Genomic DNA, 25,889 nt, shown 5'->3' with positions numbered 1-25,889 from the left:
ATATTTATTATACCAGGATCTTACTGGTTCTTTTGTTTAGTTTTCCGCCTAAAATACAGGATTATTTTGATAGTTTTTCTACTCCCAGTTCAACAGAATCAAGGAAATTAATCTGTTTACCTTTATTGCTTTCAAAAATAAAGTCTTTGATGCTCTGACCAGGATATTTTGTGAATTCACCAACAATCACCAATCTTACTCTATAGTTAGAGAATTTTTGGAGGATCTCTCCCGCAATACCTGTTTTCAAGTCAAAGAAATCGGGTGTAATGTTTTTCTCATGGATAATAATTTTATCGAAATCCTGATAATAAAGATCAACTAATAATTGGAGCCCTTCCTCTGAGTTGTTAATCAGGATTTCTTCTGAATTTACTTCTGCTATTTTATAAGCATCAGACTGGTGTATTTCTATACTCATAGTTTTTTAGCCAAAACATTCTGGTTGATCAGCTTGCAGGTAAGGTAAAAAAAAACTGGTAAATAAGGAATCTGGAACTTTGGTTTAAGTGATTAATAATTTTGTTTACCTTACTATTTCTTATCAGTCAATAATTCACAGATAAGAGATGTGTATCCAAGAATTAAAACAAGACTATGCCCTGTTCAAAAACACTGCTGTATTTATTGTTTCCTTACTTTGTTTTTTTATTCAGTTGTAAAAGCAAGAGTGAGTCCCTGGATCATACCGACATCACTTTGCTCAGAAATATGGGCTATAGCTTACGATTTACAGATACCACAAAATCAGTAACCTATCAGCAAAGGGCTTTGGCCATAGCGAAAAAAGAAAATAAAGAAGAAGATGTTTCGATTAGTTATGCGCTGCTCTCTCTCTTTTATAAAAAGAAGTTTCAAACCAATAATGCGCAGCTTTATGCTGATAGTTCTTATTACCTGGCGACTCAAATAAAATCTCCCCGTGCAATGGGTTATGCATATCTGGCTACGGGACTATTGAAATCTTTTTTTAGCGAAACAGATCAGGCAATAAATCAATTGATATTAGCTTATCAAAACTTTAAGCAACTCAATGATTATGCAAATATTGCCAGGGTAGCCAGTGAAATTTCAAATCTCTATGCAGATAAAGATGCAGCAAAGCAAAAGAAGTATGTGACCTTAGCTGTGAATGCAGCTGCAAAAACGAATTCGGCAGATGAAAGGCTCTATGTCCGCCTTTCTTATGGAAGTTTTCTAATTGGTGAAAAGAGAAAAAATCCCTTATTGTCAGCCGATACGGCTATAAATTATTTTAAAGAAACGATCCGTCAAATAGAACAGCATCCTGATAAAATCCACACTAAATCAAATATGGCCGTTCCCTATATTAATTTAGCTGTGCTCTACTTTGAAAATCCATTTCCAGGGAGTGAACTCTTATTCTTGCAACAACTGGATAAAGCATTGGTTATTGCAAGGCAATATAATATCCGCAATGTATACCGCAATTCTTTGGGACTGAAAGGCGAATATTATATTCAGAAGAAGGAATATGCAACTGCTGGCCGGTTATTTAAAGAAGGAATTGCTTATCAGGAAGCTATGCCTTATCAGGATTATTACACGTTATCCATGTTTTATGCTGCATTGAAGAAGTTAGCTATCCTGCAGCAAGATTATAAAAGCTATGCCTTATATGACACTGGATTTGTGAAATATAATGCCCTGGAATATAATGAGGCAACTGCAAAAGCATTACAAAATGCAGATGTTCGTTTTGAGTCTTCTCAAAAAGCAAATATGATCAGGACTTTAGAGAAAGAAAATAAGCTGCAGCGTAGTAATAAATGGTTTGGTTATGGTACAGCCTTCTTATTGGCAATTGGCCTGTTATTTATGTTTCGTTCCTATTATTTCAGGCAAAAATATTATATACAAAATGAAACTATTTTCCGGGATAAGCAGAAAACTGCTGAACTGCAATTACAATTAGAAAAACTAGAAACAGCTGCGGCAATGTCAGAGAAACTTTCTATAGAGCGAAGGTTGCTACAATCGCAAATAAACCCGCATTTTGTATTTAATGCATTGGGTAATATTCAAAGCTTTATTTTACAGAATGATACCCGGAATGCTGTTGTTTATTTGGCGAAGTTTTCTAAACTAATGCGTCAGATCTTAGAGTTTACCACCAAAGAATTTATTCCGCTAACAGATGAAATTGATACGTTGAAAAATTATATTGAATTGCAGCAGCTCCGTTTAAATAATAGTTTTGACTATACAATTATTAATCAGGGGATAGACACAGATATCTCCATTCCACCAATGCTCATCCAACCTTTTATAGAGAATTCGATTGAGCATGGCTTAAAGCCGTTACCGTTGACAAAAAGAGGTAATCTTCAGCTTGTATTTTCTCTTGCTGAGCATCACACGTATATTTCATGTACCCTAACTGATAATGGGATAGGGATCGATTTTTCCCTGTCGAATAAGGTGAAAAATGAAGCTAAACAGGAACACCGATCAATGGGGACTGCAATTACAAAAGAAAGATTGAACAGCGAAGGGAGTAGCTATGGCTTTAGCCTTGCTGAAATTAAAGATAATCAGGGAGTGATTGCAGGAACAACAGCAGTCATTAAAATTCCTTTTATCAAAGTATAATATTTTATATAAACCATTATAGTAAGTGTATAAAGCAATACTTATAGAAGATGAACATAAACTGCGTGAAGCTTTATTCTTAATGCTGCAACTTGTTGCTGCCGAAAAAGTAAATGTGATTGCAGTCGCAGAAAGTGTTCAAACTGCAGTTGAGCTGATTGATGAATTGCAGCCCGATCTGGTCTTTATGGATATCCAGTTAAAAGATGGAAGTGGTTTTGAAGTATTAGAACAATGCTCCTTTAAAAAGTTCCATATTATATTTACCACTGCCTATCATAATTATGCTATACGTGCCTTTAAGTGTAGTGCTATTGATTATTTGCTTAAGCCTGTAGATCCGTCAGAACTGAGAGCCGCCATAGAAAAAATAGGCCTTTTAGAGCAGAAGTTTTTAACCAGTACACAGTTAGCTACTTTACAAAATAGCCTGGGTAAATCATCAACTGGCAGAATTTCACTAGCTACACAAGAAGGTCTTCACCTGGTTTCATTAAATGATATTATTTATTGCCAGACTTCGGGTTCTTATACCACGTTTAATCTGAGTAACGGCAGTGCAATAATTGTATCAAAACCATTAAAGAGTTACGAAGACCAGCTCACCCTTCCTGATTTCTTTAGAATCCATCAATCTTATCTGGTCAATCTATCTTTTGTAGCTACCTATTTAAAAGACGGTGTCGTTATCCTGAAAGATAAAACAGAACTTCCTGTTGCGCAGCGTAAAAAAGATGAATTTCTAAGGTTAATCAGATTATAGCAATAAAGCTTCGGATACAAAGCCAAACCCTGCGTATACAAATTCCCGGATAAAAGTATTGATTATCGTTTTACATTCATCTTAAAATTAATACGAAGATGAGCAGTAAAACACTTTCAATCCTATCCTATATTACAATTATCGGATGGCTGATTTCTTATTTTTCTTATAAAAAGGAAACCGTTAAAGACACGTTGGTTGGTTACCACCTGGAGCAGGGGCTTGGGATTTTTATAATCTCGGTGGCGTTAAATATTGCCCTGATAAGTGTTGCGATGCTGATCCCCTCGCTGGCATCAATACTCTCTGTTTTGGGCTATGTTATCGTTATTCTCTGGGTTTTTGGTATCATGAATGCGATGAATGAACAAAGGAAACCAGTCCCTGTATTCGGAAAGTTATTTGAAGGGAAATTCAATTTCAATTCTTAATTCAAACCCTGTTTCATCAGCTGTAAAACCCCTGAAAAATGATAATTCCCTTTATAGAGATCATAGAATCCGTTACTCCAGACCCAAATTTACTGATGTGGAAATTTGCAGACGGAGATAAAGAAATTAAGAATGGTGCCGTTCTTCTTGTAAGAGAAAGTCAGACTGCAATTCTGCTCAATGAAGGACAGCTTGCAGACACCTTTACAGCTGGAAAACACAATCTGAAAACAGAAAATATTCCTATACTTACACGGCTTAAAGGCTGGAAATACGGATTCGAGAGTCCTTTTAAAGTTGATGTTTATTTTTTCAATACGCATCAATTCGTTAATCTTAAGTGGGGCACTCCGGCGCCTGTACTGATGAGGGATCCGGGGTTTGGACAGGTGAGAATCCGTTCCTTTGGTACCTATAACATCCGGATCGCAGATGTCGTGAAATTCTTTAAAGTGTATGCCGGCACTTATCCCAGGCTGACCATTGCCGAACTGGAATTGCAGCTCCGGGATTTTATTGCCCCCAAATTTGCAGAGGTACTTGCAAAGGCAAATATATCCGTATTGGATGCCGCAGGAAATATTTCTGAATTAAATAAGAAAATACAGCCAGTTATTCAGTTATACTTTACCGAGCTGGGGCTGGAGGCCACTCAATTCACAATTACCAGTGTTACTTTACCCGAAGAAGTGCTTAAACACTATGACCAGGTTACCGGTATGAATATGGTAACGGATATGAATAAATATGCTCAGTTTAGTGTGGCAAGTGCAATGGACAAAGAGAATTCTGCTATGGGCGAAGGTGCCCGGAATGCAGTGGCCATGGGAATGCTTATGAACCAGGTAAATCCTGTCGTTTCACAGCCTGCGGAAGATATAACATCCAGGCTTAAAAAATTAAAAGATCTTTTTGAAGCCCAGTTGATTACAGAGGCGGAGTATTTGGCTAAAAAAGAAGAGTTACTCAACTTATTATAAGGAATTGCGGAGATGGGCGAAGACGGAAAAAATAAGACATTATCCTACCTCGGGAAGTTGAAACAGCGGGCGGTCAATCAAGAGAATTATGGCGGGGAGTTCAAAGCGGAAGAGGCTAAAATGGAAATTCATGATTGTCCGGAATGTGGTGCAGGCCGCGCTTTTCAAAAGGGACTTACGGCCTGCGCTTATTGCGGTTTTAAATTTATGGATATCAAGCTTACTTCTGGTCTGTATATCAAAAAAGAAAATAACTCATAGCCGATGTTTGGTCTGTTCGATAAAAAATATAATAATCCGGAACTGCTTGAAACTATCAGTCAAACAAAGGAAAAATGGTTCGCTTTTCTGGATAAACTAGAGGAACGTATGGATGAATTATGCAGTTCAGCAATACAGGAGATCAGGGAGGTTTTTAACCAGGATAAAGACCCTTACAAGCGTGCACATGGCCACATGCTGCTTGGCATACGCGGACAAATTAATCAGATGCGGAATAAAGCTAACGCAGTAAGAGAAGAAAAGATAACCCATTTTATAGATGTAGTCAAAACCGGGCTTCCCGATTTTATTTCCTTTTCTGGCCGGGAATACCACGATAAGTTGATGGCTTTCAGGATAGACTGCATCAACAGGCATCAGATTTTTGAAGATAAAATCGCGCATTATAATGTTTTACTAGGACAGGCTGCGGGCGAGCAGGATCTGGAAACTGCTTATCAGCAAGAAATGGAAGCATTTGAAAGTATCCGGGATAAATTCAATTGTAAACAATGCGGTGGCCAGCTCACCATTCCAAAGCTATTTTTCATTGCTACTTACATCACTTGTCCATACTGCCAGACGCAGAATACTTTCACGCCTTCTACTGGCGCACAAATGGTATTGCAACGGGCACGCAGCCTTGCAGAGCAGCGTACTGCGCATTTGCTTAAACGTTATGAAGAAAGCAAACCTCAAAACAAGACTTTATATCAGCAATATCTACGTGCTATGTTCGATGAATGGAATAAGATTGTACCGGGCATGGCAGTAGAAAATGAAAAGTTTTATCAACGAATGTTACAAGATCATTTGAATTCAATTCACCATTATTAAATAAAAAATCATATGTCAGAGAATCCATTATTAGCACCTGTTCACGGTATTACTTTAGAAGATTACAGTGCAGCGTGCGCGAAAATAGGCAGCGGTTTAAGTGAAACTGCTATCGCAAAAGCTTTAGGAGTAGAATTACCTGTATGGGAAGAAGCCAATCTGCTTTGGCCGGAAAGGATGAAACAAGATTCCACTTATCATATTGTAACGCTTTTTGGCCAGTACTTCGGTGTTGCAGATCAGCATCCAAAACTTGGAAACTTAAAACCAGAACCTTCTGCCGGGGGATCGGGAAATATAGAGAAGATTAAAGCTGACAAAGACTTTTACCAGGAATTGGAAGTGGCCAGACAGGTAGCTTATGATTATGGGCATGATGGGGCACAGTGGATCGCTGATCAGTATGGTATTTCCATTGGAGATTTTCAGATTGCGGCCGCGAAGTGGAGTGAGCAGATTCATCAGGATATTCAGGCCGATTACGAAGGATATAATGAAACACAAGCAGGTTACAGAAAAAAATATGAGCAACAATTTGCTGATGCTCAGGGAGGGAATGTAGCGGATGATATTGATTTCTAAAGGCATTAAATAAACCAGAATTGTTTAGTAGGTCTGGCTGGTTTTAAAGCTTCGTGGTGTATTTAAGGAATGGTTTGAATGCATCAATTCTTTAAATACACCATATTATTTTTATAAATTTGCAAGGTCAATTAAATCGCTGTCAGATGAAAAAGAATACTATTTTGCTCGCTTTGCTATTTGCGTTCACTACTACCTTTGCACAGGTAAAAACACAATATTTTGATGAAGATTGGAAGCCAGTAGCCAAAGAAGATATGGTCTATTACAGGCCAGAGCCAAAAGCTGTAAATGGAAAATATCTTTTCAAGGATTATTACAAATCTGGAAAGCCTCAATTTGTAGGTTACTCTTTATCTAAAACCGAAGAGAAATTTGAAGGAGAAGTCAAATATTACGGGGAGAACGGTAAAATCAGCGGAACATCTGTATTTAAAAATGGAGTTTTAAATGGCTCGGTGAAAACATTCTTTGAAGACGGAAGAATGCGGCAAGATGCAATATACAAAGACGGAGAGGAGCAAACGGCTACACTTTATACTTATAAAGGGACGGAGATAGAAGGTGTTCCTTCCGTATATGATCTGATCACCATCTTTGAAAAAGACGAACGTGTTAAACAGATTATTTATGATGGTAATCCGAAAGGGATGCGTCAGGAGTCTTTTTTAAGCGAAGGTTCTGCTAAGTATTATGGCGCTGATGGAAAACTTTTAGGGGAGCTGATTTTTGATTTAAATGGCAATCCCAATAACGGGACCATGATCGAATTTGAATTTAATCCAATGAGGGTTTCTGCTACGCGTTTTTTCGTTGACGGTCAGGAACAGGAGAATAAGCAGATCTGATCGGCCGTTTATTCAACAATTCAAGTTTAGTTTAAACGGTTAAACAATTAATGCTGAAAATAAGTCATTTGCACCCTATTGTATTGAAAATACGATAGGGTGTTTTAGTAGGTGAAAAGATGTATTATGATGCTAAAATATCAATTTATTGAGTAATAAAGGTCGATTATAGGCCTGTAACTGTCTAAATTATGCGCCGGTTTGACAAAAATATATGTTAAATAATTTGCGATTTAAACGTTTAAATAGAATATTAGCAGTCACAAACCAGTATTTTAAATAAATACTTCGAAAAAAAACGAATATATACGGATGAAAAAGAACATTTCAATGAAAGATATTGCCCAGCGATTGGGCGTTTCAACAGCATTGGTATCCTATGTTCTTAACGGCCAATTAAAAGACAGAATCAATAAAGATACTGCGCAAAAGATTAAAAGCCTGGCAGAAGAACTTGGTTACCGGCCTAACCATGTAGCTAAAAGTTTAAAGATCAATAAAACGCTGACTATCGGTTTAATTCTTGCTGATATTTCAAATCCTTTTTCTGCGAGCCTGGCCAGGATTATTGAAGATGAAGCAAAAAGACATGAATACACAGTGATTTTTGGAAGTGCTGATGAAAGTGCTGACAAATCAGAAGACCTGATCCGGACTTTGATGAGCAGGCGTGTAGATGGCTTTATTCTCGCTGCCCCCGAAGGCTCAGAAGAGCTTTTAAGCGCGCTTAAAAAACAGGATATTCCATTTGTTCTGATCGATCGCTATTTTCCGGAGTTGCAGGTGAATACTGTAACTATCAATAATTTTCAAGCCTCGGCTGAGGCTACCAATCATTTATTGGAACAAGGGTTCAGTGAAATCGGGATGCTCAATTTAAAGGCAGATCTTTTGCACCTGGCAGAGCGTTCCAGAGGATATAAAGCAGCACTCATTCAGGCTGGTCAGAAAGATGAAGGAAAAAACCTTAAAGAAGTAGACGAAAAAAATATGATTGAAGAAGTTCATCAGGCTATCAATGAACTTTTAAACCAGCCGGAACCAATTCAGGCAATCTTTTTTGGCAACAATAATTTAGCGATTGAAGGATTGATTCATATCCGGAGTTTGAATATCCGTATTCCCGAAGATTTGGCTATCGTATGTTTTGACGAGTCGAATGCCTACAATTTATTTTATTGTCCGGTTACTTATATCCGGCAACCACTTGCCAAATTAGGCCAGGCAGCAGTTAAACTATTAATTGAAAGTATCGGAAATCAGGAGCGGAGTACAAATAATATTACACTCGAAGCAGAACTGATCATTCAAAAATCATCTCAAAAGTATATTTAATAACAAGTTGATAACTTGATGTTTAAAATGGTCTAATTTTATTTAATCGATTAAATTAAACTAATAAATAAAACCTGATGTTAACCAAATAAATCCAATATGAAAATTAAGCAGTTTAAAGAAGATGTTGCAAAAGTAATCAGTATAATTGATCAATATTAACAAGATATGAGCAGGAAAAATAGTCTTCAGGTAGTATGTTTTGGGGAAGTATTGTGGGATAACTTTCCGTCTGGTAAAAAGCCCGGTGGTGCGGTCATGAATGTAGCTTATCATTTAAAGACCCTGGGCGTGAACAGTCATTTAATCAGTAGAGTTGGTCCTGATCAGAATGGAACAGAACTCATGCAGGTCATGAAAGATTCGAATGTAGATACTACATTTGTTCAGTTGGATCAGGAACATAAAACCTCCACTGTTGAAGTCACTACCGATCAGGACAATGAAGTTCGTTATGAGATTGTGAAACCAGTTGCCTGGGATTATATCGCATTTGAAAACTCACATATCCGTTTGGTTGCACAAGCAGATGCAATCGTTTATGGAAGCCTGTCTGGTCGTTGCGAAACCAGCAGAGCGACGCTGGCACAATTATTAGCACTGGCATCTTATAAAGTGATGGATGTTAACCTGCGTGCACCCGATTATGAACCGGAATATATTTCGACGCTGCTGCATCAAACGGATTTACTTAAGTTAAATCTGGAAGAACTAACCATTATCAGTGACTGGTTCAGCCAGGATTGTCAAACAGAAACTGCGCGCATAGAGCTCCTTAGAAACAAATTTAGTATTCCTGAGATTGTAGTCACAAAAGGTAGTAAAGGAGCTTCTTACTATGGAGATCAGACTGAACATCACTGGTCGGCATATGCAATTGAGGTAGCCGATACTGTTGGTAGCGGAGATTCTTTCCTGGCAGGATTACTGGCTATGAAACTATCAAACGAATACATTAACGATACTTTAGATTTTGCAGTTGGACTCAGTGCTTTTATCACAACAAAAGCTGGAGCATGTCCACCTTACAAAATGGCAGATGTAAATAAATTTATCAGAACTTATAAAAAGGAATGGAGTGTTGACCGCCGGGCAAATCCTGCATAACATAAAAAAGCAGCCCTATAAGCTGCTTTTTTATTAAAAAGAATATAATAAGCCATCTGGATGGCGCAATTACCTTATTTTACACGTTCAACGTATTCACCTGTACGTGTGTCGATTTTCACTTTATCACCTTCGTTTACAAATAAAGGAACTTTGATTTCAAAGCCAATTTCTGTAGTTGCATATTTTAATGCACCAGAAGATGTATCTCCTTTAACAGCTGGTTCAGCGTAAGTAATTACCAATTCAACAAAGTTTGGTGCCTGGGCCATGATGGGTTCTTCACTTTCAAATGAAACGATAACATCCATTCCTTCTTTGATAAACTTCGCAGCTGGGCCGAACAATGCTTTAGCCACACTGAACTGCTCAAAAGTAACGTTATCCATCACTACAAAGTAGTCACCTTCTTCATATAAATATTGGAAATCACTAGTTTCTACACGGCAAATTTCAACCTGCTCGTCAGTTGCTAAACGGGCCTCTACAATTTTCCCGGTTTTAATATTACGAAACTTTCCTAAGTAGAAAGCTCCACCTTTACCTGGTGTACGATGCAGGATTTCTGTAACTGTTACCAATTCGCCGTTGAAACGTAAAATATTTCCTACTTTGATTTCGGATGCCTTTGCCATAAAATATAGTTGTAAAATTTGAGTTCAAATATATGTGCTTTTTTTGTGTATTTATAGTTCAATTCATAACATCTTATCCTTTCTTACTTACAAAAGCCGCATTTAATAGTATATTTTAATTTAAAACATTTCATAAAACGGTTTGTTCTGGTTGCGAATCAGCTAGAAATGAGCTGACTCTTATCCTTAAAAGGGTGTAACTACTAAAGATAAAATATCGAATTATGAAAAAACCAGCAGTATCTCCATCGAAAGTAATTTCAAAGAATGAAGACCTTCAATCCAATAGGGAAGATGGATCAGGTCAATTGCTGACCACTAATCAGGGATTAAAAATCAACGATGACCAAAATTCATTGAAAGCAGGTGAGCGTGGGGCGACACTGCTGGAAGATTTTATTCTCAGAGAAAAGATCACTCATTTTGACCATGAAAGAATCCCTGAGCGTATTGTACATGCTAGAGGATCGGGCGCACATGGGGTATTTGAATTGTATAAATCTCAGGCAGAATATACAAAAGCCGGGTTTTTAAACGATACGACTATACAAACTCCGGTTTTCGTCCGATTTTCGACTGTTGCCGGTTCCAGAGGTTCTACAGACCTGGCCAGAGATGTAAGGGGTTTTTCTGTTAAATTTTATACGCAGGAAGGTATTTATGATTTCGTTGGTAACAATATGCCTGTATTCTTTATTCAGGATGCGATCAAATTTCCAGACCTTATCCATGCTGTAAAACCTGAGCCGCACCATGAAATGCCACAGGCAGCGTCTGCGCATGATACATTCTGGGATTTCATTTCACTAATGCCAGAATCTTCCCATATGATTATGTGGCTCATGTCAGACCGTGCAATTCCACGCAGTTATAGAATGATGGAGGGATTTGGTGTACATACTTTCCGCCTGATTAATGAAGAAGGAAAATCGCACTTTGTTAAATTCCACTGGAAACCACTGCTTGGCGTACATTCAGTAATCTGGAATGAAGCTTTGAAGATCTCAGGAAATGATCCGGATTTTCACAGACGTGACCTTTGGGAAGCTATTGAAGCAGGCGCATTTCCTGAATGGGAATTAGGGATTCAGGTAATTCCGGAAGAAGATGAACATAAATTCGAATTTGACTTACTTGATCCAACTAAATTAGTTCCAGAAGAATTGGTACCCGTACAAAGAATCGGAAAAATGACGCTGAACAGGAATCCGGATAATTTTTTTGCGGAAACAGAGCAAGTTGCCTTTCACCCTGGTCACCTGGTTCCGGGTATTGATTTTACCAATGACCCACTTTTACAAGGGCGTCTGTTTTCTTATACCGATACGCAGCTTTCAAGATTAGGAGGGCCGAATTTTCATGAGATTCCAATTAACAGGCCAGTTTCACCAGTACACAATAATCAAAGAGACGGACACATGCGCCAAACCATCAATACCGGGCGCACCAGTTATCAGCCTAACAGTATCAATGATAATTCACCATTGCAGGCCAAGGTTTCAGAAGGTGGTTTCAGCTCTTATCAGGAAAGAATTGATGCGAAGAAAATCAGAGCACGCAGTGATAGTTTCTTTGATCATTTTTCTCAGGCTACACTTTTCTATAACAGTCAGTCCGAAACAGAAAAGAATCACCTCGTTGATGCATTAAGATTTGAACTTGGGAAAGTGGAAATCGAAGATATTAGAAAACGTATGTTGGGTATTTTAACGCAAGTGGATCTTACACTTGCCAAACGCGTTGCAGAAGGCTTAGGTCTGGAAGTGCCATCAGGGCCGGAAAAACCAGTTAATCATGGTGTTCCTGCAGATGCTGATCAACAAAGTTACGAACCTGAAATTGTAAAGAGTACGTTGAAATCGAGTGCAGCACTGAGTATGAAAGATACGCCTAAAGACACTATTAAAACCAGGAAAATAGCTATCCTCGCTACTGACGGTGTGAATGGGAACCAGTTCGATGCTTATAAAAAAGTACTGGAAGCAGCTGGAGCAGTTCCGAAAATCGTGGCGACTCACGACGGACATATTAAAGATGATTCAGGGAAATTAATTAAAGTAGATTTTACTTTCCTGACTACTGCATCTGTTTTATTTGATGCGGTGTATGTACCCGGTGGTGAAAAATCAATCCAAGCCTTAAGTGCCGAAGCAGATGCAGTACACTTTGTGGAAGAAGCTTTCCGACACTGCAAAGCTATCGCTGCTAATGGAGAAGGAGTGGAGTTCATTCTGCTTTCTAACATTCCTGTTAAAGATGAAAAGGAATCGGTTGAAGGATTATTGCTTAACAAAACAGCTAAAGATTTTGAAAAAGCAATACAACAACACCGTTTCTGGGAGCGTGAAAAAAAAGGGAAAATACCAGCTTAATTTTATTTGAAATATAAAAAAGGCGTGATCAATATTATTGATCACGCCTTTTAATATAGACTAAAAGCAGTTTTTGAAATCAATTCGCGTTGCCACTTAGATTTTCCTGTTCCAGCAACGCAATTCCAGCTTCATTTCCCTGCTGAGCTGCCAGATCAAAAACAGATAAGCCTCTGGAATCCAATATTTTCTTATCCGCCCCATAACTTAACAGCAATCTCACCAGTTCATTCCTTCCGAACATCGCTGCAAACATCAAAGCAGTTCCTCCATTTCCATGTTGAAGATTCAGATCAGCCCCATTACTAATCAACAGCTCAGCAATATCAGGATACCCCTTAAATGAGACCCCCATTAACGCCGTATTTCCACCAAAATCCTGCGCATTAACGTCAGCACCGGCATCCACCAATAATTTTACAGCTTCATACCTGTTATTGTAAGCTGCGATAATAAGTGGAGAATATCCCTTTTCATCCTGACCATTTAAATCGGGATTGTCTTGCAGTAATGTTTTTAATTGTTCCAGGTCTCCCGTTCTTGCAGCATTGATGAGCGTATTGGTTTGATTATCCATTTGTTGATCTGATTAAGTTCCGTATTAATGAGTAATAGGAACACCAGAATCCTGAAATGGTTTATTAAAAAGCTCAAAACCGTTTAAGATTCCCTTATTGCGGCCCTTCGCCGGAAAATTATTAGTTTTGAAGATCACCAGGAAAAACAAGCTATGACATTGAATGAATACATTGCTGAAATGCTGAGTACAGATGAAACTTTGCCATTTCCTACCGTTACTGCGGCGTATTCCAAAAAATCTGTCATGACCAGTATAGGGCAGATAGAAAGAAATATCTACTTCCTGAAAGAAGGAATTATAGAAATCGGGATGGAAACCGAAATCGGAAATAAAATCATTGACTTCTGTTTTTCTAACGATCTGGTTTCTTCTTATACCTCCTTTTTAGCGCAAGAGACATCAGACGTATATCTCTACTGTCTAACAGATTGTATCGTGGAAATTGTACCCTATACACAGTTAAATGAGGCCTATAAAAGCTCCCTGCTGGCTAATCAATTTGGCAGGCTCGCTACCGAAGGGCTTTATATGAAAAGAGTGCGGAAAGAAAAAGATGCGCTCACTAAAAATGCAGAGCAAAGATATCTGGAGCTAATTAAATACAGGCCCGAAATGATCAAAGAAATCCCTGTTCACCGTATCGCCAGATACCTGGGAATCCATCCCGAAAGCCTGAGCAGGCTCCGTAAAATAATTTCCTAACATAGGTCAGTATATTCGATAAGCACTATCTGTTACCTTTGTCGCTATAAATAACCCGTAGAGATCATGGTACATTTTCAAAAAAAATTAGCATTACGCTGGGCCGATTTAGATCCCAACTTTCACCTCAGACATAGTAGTTATTATGACCTGGCTGCTCAATCCCGGTTAGAAATTCTGGGCGAACTTGGGTTGACAATGACCGTGATGCAAGAACAGCATTTTGGCCCTGTTATCTTCAAAGAGTCCTGCACATTTATCAGAGAAATCAAATCAGAAGACCAGATCAACATCAATATCAAAGTCGAAAAGATGAGTGTAGACGGTTCAAAATGGTCCATCTTACAAGAATTTACTGATCAGGAAAATAAGGTGAGAGCTATTCTTACTGTTGAAGGTTCCTGGATAGATACAAAATTACGAAAATTGGCAAGACCTGTACCTCAGGTTGCTCAGGATGCTTTTAACCTGTTACCGAAAATAGAAAAAACATTAAACGATAGTTTTTAGTTTATACTAGTATCATCGCAGAATCGGCTAAATAAAATGTAAATTAGAGCTATTGCGGGAAATTCATTGCCCTATGAGAAACGATTACCCAAACAGACTGGTATTTATTGGTGTGCTGTGTATTTCGCTATTGCGAGTAAACCAGGTGCAAGCCCAGCAAGTACCAGATTTACCCACACTGATGCAGCGTGCAGTCAATAAAGACGCTGAACTAGCCAATAAACAGCTTGACGTAGAACAAAGCAAAGATTCCAGGCAAGCATTATCAGATGCCTATTTGCCACGTGTAAGCAGTATGGCAAGCTATGCCTATCTAAACAGCATTGTTAACGCTAGTTTACCATCTTCCACCTTTCCGATCTTAAATATTCCGATTCCGGCATTAGATGGTAGTTTCAACATGCACAACAATACCTGGCTGGCAAATGTAAGCGTAAAAGCATTACTCTTTGACGGGTTTAAAATTGGTAATTATAAAAAAGCAATCACTGAAAAGATGAAAGCTCAGACCGTCATTTTAGAGAATGACCGCCAGGTAATTATCGGCAAAGTAAGTGAAACCTACGATATGCTTGCGCTATTAAAACAGAGCAAAGTAGTACTGGACAATAGCGGTAAACAACTGGAAGCACAATCAAAGATAGCAGATAAAGCCCTTTCTTATGGGCTGATTACTAAATATGAACATAAAAAAATTGAAGTAGCCCGCGCCCAACTACAAGCGAAACTGGTGGAATACGAAGGCAAAAGAAACCTGGTCCTTAAACGTTTAGAACAGCTGACCGGGATCGGAACTGACACCCTTCAATTCATTGACAATAGTTTGGTGCCTTACCTGAATGTTGTCCCAAATCAAGATGTCAATAACCGTCCGGAATTTGCAGCATTGGAGGCTCAGGATAAAGCTTATAATTATCAGCTTAAAGCTAAAAGAAATCATTTGATACCTACCGCTGCAGCATTTGGTTCCGTATCTTATATGAGTTTGAACAACCTGGTTTTTCAGAATAAAGCGGGAACATTAGGATCTAATACCGGCGATGTAAAACTACAGATGAACAAACTGGAATTATTCCCTACGTTTATTGCGGGTGTAGGTGTAAAATGGGACATCTTTGATGGATTTGAAAGTAAACATGAAATCAGGAAAATAAAGATAGAATTACAACAAGTCAGGAATAAAAAAGAAGAGGCAAAGGAACTGCTCTCGCTCGGTCTGATCAAAGCAAATACTGATTACAGTATTGCTACGGCACAAATTGCTGCAAAAGATAAAGAAAAAGCCGTATCTCTGGACGCCTTGCAAATTGCTACTAAAGAATTCAGGACCGGACTGATCAAACCAGCCGATCTTATCACTGCCATAACCGACAGTGAAAAAGCTGAACTAAGCTATTTAGAAACTGTATTCAATCAAAGAAGAGCTGCCGACGAAGCACATAAGGCTGCGGGAAACCTGACTATAGACAAATTCAAATCAAAGAATTAAATATTCTATCAAGATGAAGCATACAAAAATATTATTGCCGTTAATTATGATTTTCTTTGGTATTACTTCCTGTAGCCAGAAAAAATTAGAGAACGCATTTGAAGGAAAGATAAAAAGAGAGACCATTGCTTTTACCACTAAAGTAGCTGGACGTATTTTGAAAATATATGTAAAAGAAGGAGATCTGGTCCACCGCGGAGATACACTGGCTATGTTGAATTTGCCAGAAGTTACAGCCAAAGTAGCTCAGGCACACGGTGTGGTAAAAGCTGCCTCTGCACAGCATACTATGGCCGACAACGGTGCTACCTCAAACCAGCTCAAACAAATACAGGCCAAATATAAAGCCACTTCAGAACAATTCTCCTTTGCACAAAAATCTTTTAAACGTGCGAGTGCAATGTATGCTGACAGTATGATGGCTCCTCAGGCGTATGATGAAGCATATGCTAAATATCAAGGCGCAAAAGCTCAGCTTGAAGCAACAACAGCAGAGCTGAATGAAGCGAAAAAAGGTCCGCGTGCAGAAACGAAAGAGGCTGCAATGGGGCAACAGCAACAAGCAGAAGGCGTATTACAAGAAGCAGAAGTAGCTTACTCTGAAAGGTACATCATTGCTACCAATGACATGGCTGTAGAAACGATTACTTTACACGAGGGAGAACTGGCTACACCTGGTTATGCAATATTCAGTGGTTATATTCCAAGTAGCACCTGGTTTCGTTTCACTATTCCCGAAAGCCAGATTTCTGAACTTAAACAAGGGGGGGAAGTGGCTGTGAAAGTTCCTTACAATCAGCAAACTTTTACTGGTAAAATAGTGACGATTAAGCAAATGCCTAAATATGCGGATATTACTACAGCCTACCCTGATTACAAAATGGACGAAGCCGTTTACGAAATTAAAGTGCTTCCGGCCGATCTTAAAAAAGCTGAAGTATTGCTTTTTAATGCTGCCGTTTTATTACCAAGGCCTGTTGTCATTTCCAAATAAATCTTTCTAATTTATAATTCAATGCACCAGCGGATCAATACCTTCTTCTATTTGGTTAAACGAGAGTTTGGCCTTTTCTGGAGCAACAAAATCTTTGTGGTTGCATTTTTGATCATGCCAGTTATTCTTGCTTTTTTATTGGGCAATGTCTATATGGATGGTGCAGTGAAACACTTGAAAATAGTGGTTGTAGACAAAGATAATACGGCTATGAGTACCAAGCTCATTGATATGTTTTCCGATCATCCAACCCTGCATGTACTGGAAGTAAAACATGAAACTATAGATCTGGATCAAACTATGCTCGACACGCGTGCGATCGCTATTGTCGTGATACCTGAAAGGTTTGAAACTGACGTGCTGAATAAACGCAATCCTGAAGTCAATACTTATCTGAATATGAGCAATACCGTTGCTGCGGGGGCAGTCGGAACTGCAATCGCACAATGTAATGGAGCCCTGAACGCAGGGATCGGTATAGAGGCCATGAAAAAATCAGGTTTGCCTGCAAGCGTTGCAGCGCAAAGAATTCAGCCTTTTCAACTCAACTTATTTCAACTTTATAACCCTGGTCAAAGTTACCTTGTGTTTCTATGGCCTGCACTTATTTTCTCCATTCTCCACCAACTGCTTTTATTAGCAATGGCTGTTAGCTTTTCCCAGGAAATAGAAAACAATACCTTCAATAAAGCAGGTCTTTTAGGGTTTACAACCTCACCATTTCAACTGATCATTATCAAGATGTTTCCTTATTTGATACTGTCAATGATTACTCTGCTGGTCTTTTATTTATTCAGTTTGCACTTTAAATTACCACATCCTGTTCATCCTGAAGTCCTGGTTCTATCACAAATTCTGATGGTCATCAGCACTTGTTTACTGGGCGGTTTATACAGTCTTATTTTTCCATCTCAACTCAAAGCTACCGAACTGCTATTATGTATTGCATCACCTGCATTCACCGTATCAGGCTTTACCTGGCCAGCAGATCAAACCCCTGTTGTTTTAGAAGTTTTTGGTAAAATTATCCCATTAACGCCCTATTTAAGAAGCTTAAGAGCTTTATTGCTTGAGGGGGCAAACATCCATGATGTCATGCCTTTTATCCAGCATCAGCTTATTTTAATAGCGGTGTTTTTTTTATTAAGTTTTATACTGCTGAAGTTAAAAATCAGAAAAAGCCTGCGGGTTTCAAAAGAAGTTAACGCGGAAGAGGAATAACCATGAACAGATTTAAAACATTTTTATCGTTAACCGGAAGGGAATTCAAGTTGTTCAGAAACAATCCGATTATGGTGATGCTGTTTATAGGCGGGCCGATTCTGTATGGGATCATATTTGGTGCAGTTTATCAAAAAGGTAAGTTTACCGATTTGCCTGTGCTGGTTGTCGACAAAGATAACTCTGCAATGAGTACAAAATTTATTGATATGCTCGATGATATGGATGTGCTGAAAGTTGTGAAAGTGAAACACGAGAGCATAGACATGAGAACAGTCCTAATGAATGATAAAGCTTTAGCGGCCGTTGTGATACCTGATCGATTTGAAGCTGACCTTTTGCAGAACACACATCCTGAAATTAATGCTTATGTAAATAACGCGAATCTGATGACTTCCAGTTATGTATCCCGTGCATTACTTACCGCCGGCGGAACATTGAATGCTGGTGTAAAAATAGGGGCAATGCAAAAGCAGGGATTACCGGCAGCAGTTGCTTCAAGCCAATATGAAGCCTTTCATTCCAATACCTTCCGTTTATACAATCCGGCCTCTAATTACATGATTTATTCCTGGCCATCTTACCTTGCTATTATCTTGCAAACCGTAACTATTGTAGTGATGGCTTTGAGTTTTACTTCAGAATATGAAGCCAATACCTTTAAGGAATTGTGTCAGAAAAGTAAAACTGTATCGATGATGATGGCTATAAAAGTCATTCCTTACTGGATCATATCCATAGGTTTAGCTGGTATTCTGGCGTGCTTTTATGTATTTTTCAGAGAGCCCTTCCCCAAACATATCCTTGATGCAGCAGTGATATTTTTCCTGTTTATAGCCGCTGCAACTTTCATGGGAATGGTGGCGAGCATTATTTTTAAAACGCAGCTGAGAGCCGTACAATTTTTAATGGTGCTCTCTATGACCGTATATATTGTATCAGGATACAGCTGGCCTTTTGATCAGACCGGATGGGCAGCACGTGTATTTGCTTATATCTTTCCAATGATGCCATTTGTAAATGGATACAGAATCTTGTTGTTTCAAAGCGGCACATTAAACGATATCAGTGACTACACAACTACTTTGACTATTCAGCTTTGTTTCTATGCCTTACTTTCTTACATTCTTTTGAAAATAAAGGCGCTCAAGGAAATGAAAACGAGCAAGGCATAAGCTAATGACTGAGGAAATGAAACTTTTTGACAGCCTTGCTGTTCTCCAGTTATTATTAAGCGAATAAAGAAATGAGATTACACCAAACCAGCAAGATACAAAATATAGGTCGTATCCTATTAGGTCTGATTCTGCTAATTGCAGGAATTGGCCACCTGAGCTGGGCAAGAGTAGAATTCCTTGCACAAGTGCCGGATTGGGTTCCACTTGATAAAGATCTTGTTGTTATTCTGTCTGGAATTGTGGAAATTTGCATGGGGCTTTCCTTAGTATTCTGGACCAGCCAGCGTATCAAAATTGGCTGGATCTCAGCCTTGTTTTTTGTACTCGTTTTTCCTGGTAATATTTCTCAGCTGATCACGCATACAGCTGCTTTTGGCCTGAATACAGATTTACTTCGTGGTATCAGGTTATTATTTCAACCAGTACTGGTAATCTGGGCATTGTGGAGTACAGGAGCCTGGGCAGCGAGGCGAAAAATTAAGCGCTGAAAAAAGGAATTAATAGTCAATCTTTATCCAGTTTTTTAGTACTATAAGCGGCCTTAATTTCTTTGATATTTCCTGCCGTTTGATTGAAAAAAGTCATAATTCTTGGGTAAAAGCTTTTGAATGCAGGATACTGATCTCTGGAAGATTCGTATTCTCCTAACAGTGAGACTAATTCATTTGTCCAAAGGAAACCCTTATTTATCTGTTCCTGAATCTCGGCCTGTACAACCCGATCATCACTTTGATGATCAATTAAATATCTCACTACACAGGCTCTTACTAAAGATTCGTTGATTACAGTTTGCCAATCGTCATAAGCTTCGCGCTCCATCTCAATACGCTGTGAATCCAGCAAAATCTTACCACTGGTTTCGAGTAATTTCTCATTGCCTTGCTCTTCCAGTATATGATTCACAAACGAATGGTTAAATTCGTGAATTAAGGTGGGCAAATAATCAGTAGTGGAGAATAGCGGTTGACCAGCCCCGTCATAAGTCCAGGAACCCATAATTGCATAAACAATTTTTTTCTGTCCAGCAGGAAATGCACTTGGACCATAATTAGCACCGCCATTTGCAAGCCCTACAACAGTTTTGTAAACTACGCTATGATCACCATAATAAGCTAAATACCAATCAGGATCGAAGGTCACTGCTGCTTGATTAAACCGGGCTGTGGCTACCTTATAAACCTCCTGATGATTTTTAAAGAATACATCAAATGCAGAAATTTTATAAAATTTATTCAGCAGCTCAATAAATTTTAGCGCATCTTCCATTTCCCATTTCCCGGCTATACTGCTTTTTGAAACCTTAATCAAAGAGAATTGATCATTTTTGAATTCAAGATTTGCAGCAAGGAACATGACTCTTGAAAAACCCATTCCTTTTTCTGCGCTTAGTTTCTTTGCAAAACCAATCACCGGCTGATCTTTATATTTTCCAAAATAGGCGTTTATATCTTTCACATATTGCCTGGCAAAATTCATGTTATATTCAGGATTGCCCGCGAGCCTGAAGACAATACTTAATAACTCTACTCTCCGGTCTACTGTTGATTCAACAATCTTGTTTGAGCTAAACATATTGGCTTGTTTTGTAAAAGCTTTCATTTTTGTAAAAGAAAAAGTCAATAGCAGCAGAAAAGTAATAGTTAATTTCATTTGTTACGCGTTAAAATCTGAATAACCGAAGTTATAAAAAAATAAAATAGAACATAATCCCCATCATAAGCGTTATAACGATTGAAAACCTATAAAAACAGTACAATGAAGCATACAACCTATCAGGAAGCGATCGAAGAATACGAATTAAAAGAAAATGAACAGGCTTTATTGCTTTATGCACATTATGGCAGAGCAATCTACATGGGGCAGGTCTTAGAACAACAAACCATCAATATGTTAGCTATAGATGATATCGTTAAAACTAAACCTGATTCACAAGATGCCTATGAGGCCATCTGGGCTAAATATGACCACAGTAAAATGATGGTGGGGGTAATGACTACGTTATTACAAGAAGCCTATCAGATTAGTGATATTGATATGGAAGAGTTTAGAGAAGTGTTATTATTGAGAAATAATCTAGCTCATCGGTATTTTAGATTTAACGATGTATTATTCTCGTCGCACGGTGGACGTAAACGTATGATCAAAGATTTTGTCGATTTCACCAACAGTATCAAAGCAATAGAAGAAAAATTATCAGTTTATATTTCTAAATATAACAGTGCCGCAGGTTTAAGTGCCGAAAGAATTGCCGAATTACTGGCGGAAAGAAAAGAAGAGTGGAAAGATAAAGTGATTGATGATACTTACGATAGTTCATTAAAGTATAACTAACCTGTTACACAAATTAACTCATAATTTCTATAATTTGATCATATTTACGGATCTCGTACTAAATCCTTAAAATGATCAAATCAATTACAATTCATGACTTTATCAATTTACCTGAATCCGTTCCTTTAATTGATGTCAGGACTCCTGCAGAATTTGAGCAGGGTAGGATACCAGGTGCATTTAATGTGCCGATTTTCAGTAACGAAGAACGTGTTCAGGTAGGTACGGCTTATAAGCAAGTGGGAAGAGAGCAGGCAATTTTACTCGGCTTCGATCTGACAGGGAATAAATGGTCTTCTTTTATCAAAACAGCTTTAGCTATTTCGCCCGGAAAAAAGATTGCAGTTCATTGCTGGCGTGGAGGAATGAGAAGTGGCGCAATGGCCTGGGCCCTTGATTTATATGGTTTTGAAATTTATCTTATTGAAGGCGGATATAAGAATTACCGCAGGTGGTCTGCTGCACAATTTGAAAAACAATATCAATTAACTATAGTAGGAGGGATGACAGGTTCCGGTAAAACCAAACTGCTTCATCAGCTCCGGACTATGGGTGAGCAAATTATTGATCTGGAAGAATTGGCACAGCATCAGGGTTCCTCTTATGGGACTATGAATAAAATGGTGCAGCCTACACAAGAACAATTTGAAAACAACCTTGCTTTTCAACTCAACAAGCTAGATCAACAACGCCGGATATGGGTAGAGGATGAAAGCCTCACCATTGGGAAAAGATGTATACCGAATCCTTTTTGGTATCAAATGAGAAACTCTCTTGTATTAAATATAGCTATTCCTTCAGAATACCGTATAGAAGTGCTGGCCGCAGAATATGGAGCTTTAGACCCTGACTTCTTAATAGAATGTACCCAGCGTATCTGGAAAAGGCTTGGCCCGGAACAGACTAAGAATGCTATTTTGGCTATTCAGGAGAACCGTATGCCAGATTTTATCCGGATAGTGCTGGTTTATTATGATAAAACTTATGAAACCGGACTTCAAAAACGGAATCCGGAGAAAATCAAAACAATAGCTATGGATAGCAAAGATATCAAAGTGAATGCAGTTAAAATACTCGCCTCAATACAGGAATTACATTCCGCTTAACAATTATAAATCAGAAAGATGGAATCAAATCCTATAAAACTTACCCAATACTCACATGGTGCAGGATGTGGCTGTAAAATTAGTCCTGCAGTACTGGACAAAATTTTACATACTACAGTTCCTGCTCAAGCTGATCCTCGTCTTTTAGTCGGGAATGATAAAAGAGATGATGCAGCAGTATTTGATTTAGGTAATGGAACTGCCTTAATTTCGACTACAGATTTTTTTATGCCCATTGTGGATGATCCTTATGAATTTGGCAGGATAGCGTCAGCAAATGCAATTAGCGACGTTTATGCCATGGGAGGAAAACCAGTGATGGCGATTGCAATTTTAGGCTGGCCAATTGAAAAGCTTGCACCAGAAGTTGCGCAGAAAGTTTTAGAAGGTGCAAGAGCTATTTGTGCCGAAGCCGGAATTACCCTGGCCGGAGGACATAGTATTGACTGCCCTGAACCAGTTTTCGGATTATCAGTGAATGGGTTGGTTAATATTTCTCAGCTCAAACAAAACTCTACCGCTACTGCCGGTTGCCGTTTATATTTAACAAAAGCATTAGGCGTAGGCATTTTATCTACTGCGCAAAAGAAAGGTGTTTTGTTAACTCAGGATGCAGCAATAGCACTTAAAAGTATGACTACACTCAATAAAATGGGGGAGCTATTTGGTCAGTTACCAAGTGTGACAGCGATGACCGATGTGACTGGTTTCGGTCTGCTGGGCCATTTGGCTGAAATGTGTGATGGAAGTGGTTTATCTGCAATCATTGAATTCGATAAAGTTCCGGTAATTTCATCTTTACCCTACTATCTTTACCTGAACTGCTATCCGGGGGGGACACAAAGAAACTGGAATAGCTATGGACACAAGATTAGTGAATTAACAGATCATCAGAAGTTTATTCTGGCAGATCCTCAAACCAGTGGAGGTTTATTAGTTGCTGTAGAGGCTGAAGGAGTCGAAGAATTCGAAGCACTTTTAAAAAATCAGGGATTAACTGACGCGCATATCGTTTCTTTTGGCTGGCTTGAAAATACGGTAAATGAACCCTTGATTAAAGTAATTTAAAACCTGATATTGACAAACTATGCTTAAGAACATTTTATTAAAAGTATCATTTAGTGCATTGTTATTCATAGCTTTAACAGCTGTTGGTTATGCGCAGACTTCAAAACAACACTTCCAAAGCAATCCATGGAAAGAAGACCAGTTAATTTCACCTGCTGCACTGGCTGGAATGATCAGTAAAAAAGAAGACGTTAAAATTTACAATATCGGAGTTGTTCAAAATATAAAAGGAGCAACAAATCTGGGTGCTGCAAGCGAAGCAGAGAATCTGAATAAGCTGAAGGAAATTCTGAAGACCACACCTAAAAATAAAGCTATTGTAATTTATTGCGGATGTTGCCCGATGGACAGATGCCCCAATATAAGACCAGCATTTAAAGCCTTTGTAGATCAGGATTTTACGAATGTGCGGTTATTAGAACTTCCCACAAATATCAAAACAGATTGGATTGATCAGGGATATCCCGTAGACTAAAAATTACTATTATAGGATAGTTCATGCGAATCAACGGATTCCCCATTTAGCTATCTTAAACCGGAGTAATCAAACTTAGCAAATCACCTGCGATTTTGGATTAAACGGAAGTTATCAAATCAAAAATGGTTATATCATTTTAACCCTCAAAAGATGAAAGAAGTGGATACCTGGGTAGCACAATTCCGTGCACAATGGGAAAGCCGCTTTGACCAATTGGATGAACTATTGAAAAACCAAAACCATAAACAATCATGACAAAAAGAGAAGCAGTCTTTTCAAAGGACATGGAAAACAAAAAAGTTAGCGTAGTCAGGTTATTTGACGCCCCATTGGAACAGGTATGGAAAGCCTGGACAACAGCAGAAATACTTGATTTATGGTGGGCCCCCAAACCCTACAAGGCAGAAACCGGGCTGATGGATTTTCGCGAAGGTGGACAGTGGCTTTACTGTATGGTGAGTCCCGAGGGGGCAAAAACATGGTGCAGGGTAGATTACCACACCATTGATTCCCAAAAGAGTATTACCAGTGTAGTTGTATTTTGCGATGAACAAGGCAATGAAAATCCGGACTTTCCTAAAGTTTACTGGAAGAAGCAATTCAGCCAGTTACACAGTAGCACTACGCAGGTAGACGTCGAAATAAGTTTTGACCAAACAACTGATATGGAAATGCTCCTGAAAATGGGTTTCGAAGGTGGATTTACCTTGGGCTTGAATAATCTTGACGAATACCTTGAAAATTTATAATTGAATAGAAGAATTTATCAGCCGTTTTATCGTGATCAGGTGAGCCAGTAGTACGCTCGGCACTATACAACAGGGAAGCCAGACAAAAGGAAAGTAAAGCAGGGCCAAATTAGGCTGGTTGAATGCGAATTGCTGAATAGGAAAAGGTGAAGATAAAACGGCTGTTGTAACAATATTAGCAAGAGACAGTAAACAAAGAATATTCCATGCGATTAATACTTTGCTGTTCAGCACTTTTTTGATATAACCAAAGTAATAAACTATTGGTGCCGTTAGCCCGCATAGTATATCAAAATTACGACCTTCAAAAGTCATAATTTCAGGAACAACCCGATGCAGACATAAACAATATAGACCTATTTCTACCGGGATTCTAACCAGATGAAGCAATGTCAATGTTTTTAAACTAAAACCATTCAGCATATTCCTTACTTTTCTGGTGAAAAAACTAACCGCAATCAGTATTACCGGTGGAAAAATCAGTAATGCGAATCGGGGAGGGTTGGTGGAGGTAACCGTATAAAATCCAGATAAACTAATAATAGCCTGTAAGGCCAGCCAGCAAAGTAGTATTAGAATTATTGATTTTGAATAATTGCTAGCTTTATAGAGCATCAATACACTGAAAATTGTGCTGAGTATAAAGATGAGTTTGATATAAATAGGTAAATGTACCATAGCTTTATTTGTTTATACAAAGGAAGCATTGTAAACACCGG

28 protein-coding genes are annotated in these 25,889 nt (G+C 38.5%); 23 read left to right on the top strand and 5 right to left on the bottom strand.

Going from position 1 to position 25,889, the window contains the following annotated elements:
• Nucleotides 1–61 precede the first annotated feature (61 nt).
• Entirely contained in the window at nt 62–421 is a 360-nt protein-coding gene (locus ABIB30_RS16835) for a DUF4180 domain-containing protein (protein WP_354303983.1), read from the bottom strand.
• A 176-nt stretch (nt 422–597) separates the two neighbouring features.
• On the opposite strand from ABIB30_RS16835, the gene ABIB30_RS16830 reads away from it, so the two are divergent.
• The 10 genes from ABIB30_RS16830 to ABIB30_RS16785 all read left to right on the top strand — a co-directional run bounded on the left by ABIB30_RS16830 (nt 598) and on the right by ABIB30_RS16785 (nt 9,757).
• Entirely contained in the window at nt 598–2,613 is a 2,016-nt protein-coding gene (locus ABIB30_RS16830; protein ID WP_354303982.1) for a sensor histidine kinase, read from the top strand.
• A 25-nt stretch (nt 2,614–2,638) separates the two neighbouring features.
• Nucleotides 2,639–3,376 carry a LytR/AlgR family response regulator transcription factor gene (locus tag ABIB30_RS16825; RefSeq protein WP_354303980.1) on the top strand — a complete coding sequence of 246 codons (738 nt, stop codon included), beginning with the start codon at nt 2,639–2,641 and terminating at the stop codon, nt 3,374–3,376.
• A gap of 98 nt (nt 3,377–3,474) precedes the next feature.
• Nucleotides 3,475–3,807 carry a DUF4870 domain-containing protein gene (locus ABIB30_RS16820; RefSeq protein WP_354303978.1) on the top strand — a complete coding sequence of 111 codons (333 nt, stop codon included), beginning with the start codon at nt 3,475–3,477 and terminating at the stop codon, nt 3,805–3,807.
• A gap of 38 nt (nt 3,808–3,845) precedes the next feature.
• The gene (locus tag ABIB30_RS16815) at nt 3,846–4,787 is read left to right on the top strand and encodes an SPFH domain-containing protein (protein WP_354303976.1); all 942 of its coding nucleotides are present in this window, start codon (nt 3,846–3,848) and stop codon (nt 4,785–4,787) included.
• 12 nt (nt 4,788–4,799) lie between these two features.
• Nucleotides 4,800–5,048, top strand: coding sequence for a hypothetical protein (locus tag ABIB30_RS16810; protein ID WP_354303974.1), 249 nt, complete (start codon nt 4,800–4,802; stop codon nt 5,046–5,048).
• Nucleotides 5,049–5,051: 3 nt separating this feature from the next.
• Complete coding sequence (locus tag ABIB30_RS16805; RefSeq protein WP_354303973.1) at nt 5,052–5,885, top strand: hypothetical protein; 834 nt, start codon at nt 5,052–5,054, stop codon at nt 5,883–5,885.
• Nucleotides 5,886–5,897: 12 nt separating this feature from the next.
• Entirely contained in the window at nt 5,898–6,467 is a 570-nt protein-coding gene (locus ABIB30_RS16800; RefSeq protein WP_354303971.1) for a DUF6620 family protein, read from the top strand.
• 146 nt (nt 6,468–6,613) lie between these two features.
• Nucleotides 6,614–7,315, top strand: coding sequence for a toxin-antitoxin system YwqK family antitoxin (locus ABIB30_RS16795; protein ID WP_354303969.1), 702 nt, complete (start codon nt 6,614–6,616; stop codon nt 7,313–7,315).
• Nucleotides 7,316–7,627: 312 nt separating this feature from the next.
• The gene (locus ABIB30_RS16790; RefSeq protein ID WP_354303967.1) at nt 7,628–8,650 is read left to right on the top strand and encodes a LacI family DNA-binding transcriptional regulator; all 1,023 of its coding nucleotides are present in this window, start codon (nt 7,628–7,630) and stop codon (nt 8,648–8,650) included.
• Between the two features lie 168 nt (nt 8,651–8,818).
• Complete coding sequence (locus ABIB30_RS16785) at nt 8,819–9,757, top strand: carbohydrate kinase family protein (protein ID WP_354303965.1); 939 nt, start codon at nt 8,819–8,821, stop codon at nt 9,755–9,757.
• 74 nt (nt 9,758–9,831) lie between these two features.
• Here the strand turns inward: ABIB30_RS16785 and efp are convergent, their stop codons facing one another.
• Complete coding sequence (gene efp, locus ABIB30_RS16780; RefSeq protein WP_354303963.1) at nt 9,832–10,392, bottom strand: elongation factor P; 561 nt, start codon at nt 10,390–10,392, stop codon at nt 9,832–9,834.
• Nucleotides 10,393–10,616: 224 nt separating this feature from the next.
• Between efp and katE the strand changes: the two genes are divergently transcribed.
• Nucleotides 10,617–12,764: a catalase HPII gene (gene katE, locus ABIB30_RS16775; protein ID WP_354303961.1), complete on the top strand. Its 2,148-nt coding sequence runs from the start codon at nt 10,617–10,619 to the stop codon at nt 12,762–12,764.
• Between the two features lie 79 nt (nt 12,765–12,843).
• Here katE and ABIB30_RS16770 read toward each other — a convergent pair whose 3' ends face one another.
• Complete coding sequence (locus ABIB30_RS16770; RefSeq protein WP_354303959.1) at nt 12,844–13,341, bottom strand: ankyrin repeat domain-containing protein; 498 nt, start codon at nt 13,339–13,341, stop codon at nt 12,844–12,846.
• 153 nt (nt 13,342–13,494) lie between these two features.
• On the opposite strand from ABIB30_RS16770, the gene ABIB30_RS16765 reads away from it, so the two are divergent.
• The 7 genes from ABIB30_RS16765 to ABIB30_RS16735 all read left to right on the top strand — a co-directional run bounded on the left by ABIB30_RS16765 (nt 13,495) and on the right by ABIB30_RS16735 (nt 19,926).
• Complete coding sequence (locus ABIB30_RS16765) at nt 13,495–14,046, top strand: Crp/Fnr family transcriptional regulator (RefSeq protein ID WP_354303957.1); 552 nt, start codon at nt 13,495–13,497, stop codon at nt 14,044–14,046.
• A gap of 66 nt (nt 14,047–14,112) precedes the next feature.
• On the top strand, nt 14,113–14,556 hold the full coding sequence (locus ABIB30_RS16760) for an acyl-CoA thioesterase (RefSeq protein WP_354303955.1): 444 nt from the start codon (nt 14,113–14,115) through the stop codon (nt 14,554–14,556).
• 73 nt (nt 14,557–14,629) lie between these two features.
• Nucleotides 14,630–16,045 (top strand): TolC family protein, encoded by a 1,416-nt coding sequence (locus ABIB30_RS16755; protein ID WP_354303954.1) that lies wholly within the window; start codon nt 14,630–14,632, stop codon nt 16,043–16,045.
• A 13-nt stretch (nt 16,046–16,058) separates the two neighbouring features.
• Nucleotides 16,059–17,039, top strand: a complete 981-nt coding sequence (locus tag ABIB30_RS16750) for an HlyD family secretion protein (RefSeq protein WP_354303952.1) — start codon at nt 16,059–16,061, stop codon at nt 17,037–17,039.
• Nucleotides 17,040–17,060: 21 nt separating this feature from the next.
• The gene (locus ABIB30_RS16745) at nt 17,061–18,260 is read left to right on the top strand and encodes an ABC transporter permease (RefSeq protein ID WP_354303950.1); all 1,200 of its coding nucleotides are present in this window, start codon (nt 17,061–17,063) and stop codon (nt 18,258–18,260) included.
• A 2-nt stretch (nt 18,261–18,262) separates the two neighbouring features.
• Nucleotides 18,263–19,435 (top strand): ABC transporter permease, encoded by a 1,173-nt coding sequence (locus ABIB30_RS16740; protein ID WP_354303948.1) that lies wholly within the window; start codon nt 18,263–18,265, stop codon nt 19,433–19,435.
• 71 nt (nt 19,436–19,506) lie between these two features.
• Nucleotides 19,507–19,926: a DoxX family protein gene (locus ABIB30_RS16735; RefSeq protein ID WP_354303946.1), complete on the top strand. Its 420-nt coding sequence runs from the start codon at nt 19,507–19,509 to the stop codon at nt 19,924–19,926.
• A gap of 16 nt (nt 19,927–19,942) precedes the next feature.
• On the opposite strand, the gene ABIB30_RS16730 is transcribed toward ABIB30_RS16735, so the two are convergent.
• The gene (locus tag ABIB30_RS16730) at nt 19,943–21,088 is read right to left on the bottom strand and encodes a DUF4932 domain-containing protein (protein WP_354303944.1); all 1,146 of its coding nucleotides are present in this window, start codon (nt 21,086–21,088) and stop codon (nt 19,943–19,945) included.
• A 105-nt stretch (nt 21,089–21,193) separates the two neighbouring features.
• On the opposite strand from ABIB30_RS16730, the gene ABIB30_RS16725 reads away from it, so the two are divergent.
• The 5 genes from ABIB30_RS16725 (at nt 21,194) to ABIB30_RS16705 (ending at nt 25,170) form a co-directional block, all read left to right on the top strand.
• Nucleotides 21,194–21,769 carry a hypothetical protein gene (locus ABIB30_RS16725; RefSeq protein ID WP_354303942.1) on the top strand — a complete coding sequence of 192 codons (576 nt, stop codon included), beginning with the start codon at nt 21,194–21,196 and terminating at the stop codon, nt 21,767–21,769.
• A gap of 71 nt (nt 21,770–21,840) precedes the next feature.
• Nucleotides 21,841–22,875, top strand: coding sequence for a tRNA 2-selenouridine(34) synthase MnmH (mnmH, locus tag ABIB30_RS16720; RefSeq protein ID WP_354303940.1), 1,035 nt, complete (start codon nt 21,841–21,843; stop codon nt 22,873–22,875).
• An 18-nt stretch (nt 22,876–22,893) separates the two neighbouring features.
• Nucleotides 22,894–23,943: a selenide, water dikinase SelD gene (gene selD / locus ABIB30_RS16715; protein WP_354303938.1), complete on the top strand. Its 1,050-nt coding sequence runs from the start codon at nt 22,894–22,896 to the stop codon at nt 23,941–23,943.
• Nucleotides 23,944–23,962: 19 nt separating this feature from the next.
• Nucleotides 23,963–24,418: a rhodanese-like domain-containing protein gene (locus ABIB30_RS16710; RefSeq protein ID WP_354303936.1), complete on the top strand. Its 456-nt coding sequence runs from the start codon at nt 23,963–23,965 to the stop codon at nt 24,416–24,418.
• A 254-nt stretch (nt 24,419–24,672) separates the two neighbouring features.
• A complete protein-coding gene (locus ABIB30_RS16705; protein ID WP_354303934.1) occupies nt 24,673–25,170 on the top strand; it encodes an SRPBCC family protein in 498 nt (165 codons plus the stop codon).
• Here the strand turns inward: ABIB30_RS16705 and ABIB30_RS16700 are convergent.
• The gene (locus tag ABIB30_RS16700) at nt 25,165–25,848 is read right to left on the bottom strand and encodes a DUF8737 domain-containing protein (protein ID WP_354303932.1); all 684 of its coding nucleotides are present in this window, start codon (nt 25,846–25,848) and stop codon (nt 25,165–25,167) included. The two genes, ABIB30_RS16705 and ABIB30_RS16700, sit on opposite strands and share 6 nt — an antisense overlap.
• Nucleotides 25,849–25,889 lie beyond the last annotated feature (41 nt).

It is taken from the genome of Pedobacter sp. UYP1 (genome assembly GCF_040547305.1).
Classification (GTDB): domain Bacteria; phylum Bacteroidota; class Bacteroidia; order Sphingobacteriales; family Sphingobacteriaceae; genus Pedobacter.
This window is presented reverse-complemented; position numbering and strand designations above follow the sequence as displayed.

Coding starts and splice junctions, on each gene's coding strand:
- ABIB30_RS16750 (WP_354303952.1), top strand. CDS start 16,059: ATGAAGCATACAAAAATATTATTGCCGTTAATTATGATTTTCTTTGGT.
- ABIB30_RS16785 (WP_354303965.1), top strand. CDS start 8,819: ATGAGCAGGAAAAATAGTCTTCAGGTAGTATGTTTTGGGGAAGTATTG.
- ABIB30_RS16805 (WP_354303973.1), top strand. CDS start 5,052: ATGTTTGGTCTGTTCGATAAAAAATATAATAATCCGGAACTGCTTGAA.
- ABIB30_RS16770 (WP_354303959.1), bottom strand. CDS start 13,341: ATGGATAATCAAACCAATACGCTCATCAATGCTGCAAGAACGGGAGAC.
- ABIB30_RS16700 (WP_354303932.1), bottom strand. CDS start 25,848: ATGGTACATTTACCTATTTATATCAAACTCATCTTTATACTCAGCACA.
- ABIB30_RS16725 (WP_354303942.1), top strand. CDS start 21,194: ATGAAGCATACAACCTATCAGGAAGCGATCGAAGAATACGAATTAAAA.
- ABIB30_RS16835 (WP_354303983.1), bottom strand. CDS start 421: ATGAGTATAGAAATACACCAGTCTGATGCTTATAAAATAGCAGAAGTA.
- ABIB30_RS16815 (WP_354303976.1), top strand. CDS start 3,846: ATGATAATTCCCTTTATAGAGATCATAGAATCCGTTACTCCAGACCCA.
- efp (WP_354303963.1), bottom strand. CDS start 10,392: ATGGCAAAGGCATCCGAAATCAAAGTAGGAAATATTTTACGTTTCAAC.
- ABIB30_RS16765 (WP_354303957.1), top strand. CDS start 13,495: ATGACATTGAATGAATACATTGCTGAAATGCTGAGTACAGATGAAACT.
- ABIB30_RS16755 (WP_354303954.1), top strand. CDS start 14,630: ATGAGAAACGATTACCCAAACAGACTGGTATTTATTGGTGTGCTGTGT.
- mnmH (WP_354303940.1), top strand. CDS start 21,841: ATGATCAAATCAATTACAATTCATGACTTTATCAATTTACCTGAATCC.
- ABIB30_RS16830 (WP_354303982.1), top strand. CDS start 598: ATGCCCTGTTCAAAAACACTGCTGTATTTATTGTTTCCTTACTTTGTT.
- ABIB30_RS16790 (WP_354303967.1), top strand. CDS start 7,628: ATGAAAAAGAACATTTCAATGAAAGATATTGCCCAGCGATTGGGCGTT.
- ABIB30_RS16820 (WP_354303978.1), top strand. CDS start 3,475: ATGAGCAGTAAAACACTTTCAATCCTATCCTATATTACAATTATCGGA.
- ABIB30_RS16705 (WP_354303934.1), top strand. CDS start 24,673: ATGACAAAAAGAGAAGCAGTCTTTTCAAAGGACATGGAAAACAAAAAA.
- ABIB30_RS16740 (WP_354303948.1), top strand. CDS start 18,263: ATGAACAGATTTAAAACATTTTTATCGTTAACCGGAAGGGAATTCAAG.
- ABIB30_RS16795 (WP_354303969.1), top strand. CDS start 6,614: ATGAAAAAGAATACTATTTTGCTCGCTTTGCTATTTGCGTTCACTACT.
- katE (WP_354303961.1), top strand. CDS start 10,617: ATGAAAAAACCAGCAGTATCTCCATCGAAAGTAATTTCAAAGAATGAA.
- selD (WP_354303938.1), top strand. CDS start 22,894: ATGGAATCAAATCCTATAAAACTTACCCAATACTCACATGGTGCAGGA.
- ABIB30_RS16800 (WP_354303971.1), top strand. CDS start 5,898: ATGTCAGAGAATCCATTATTAGCACCTGTTCACGGTATTACTTTAGAA.
- ABIB30_RS16735 (WP_354303946.1), top strand. CDS start 19,507: ATGAGATTACACCAAACCAGCAAGATACAAAATATAGGTCGTATCCTA.
- ABIB30_RS16810 (WP_354303974.1), top strand. CDS start 4,800: ATGGGCGAAGACGGAAAAAATAAGACATTATCCTACCTCGGGAAGTTG.
- ABIB30_RS16745 (WP_354303950.1), top strand. CDS start 17,061: ATGCACCAGCGGATCAATACCTTCTTCTATTTGGTTAAACGAGAGTTT.
- ABIB30_RS16730 (WP_354303944.1), bottom strand. CDS start 21,088: ATGAAATTAACTATTACTTTTCTGCTGCTATTGACTTTTTCTTTTACA.
- ABIB30_RS16760 (WP_354303955.1), top strand. CDS start 14,113: ATGGTACATTTTCAAAAAAAATTAGCATTACGCTGGGCCGATTTAGAT.
- ABIB30_RS16710 (WP_354303936.1), top strand. CDS start 23,963: ATGCTTAAGAACATTTTATTAAAAGTATCATTTAGTGCATTGTTATTC.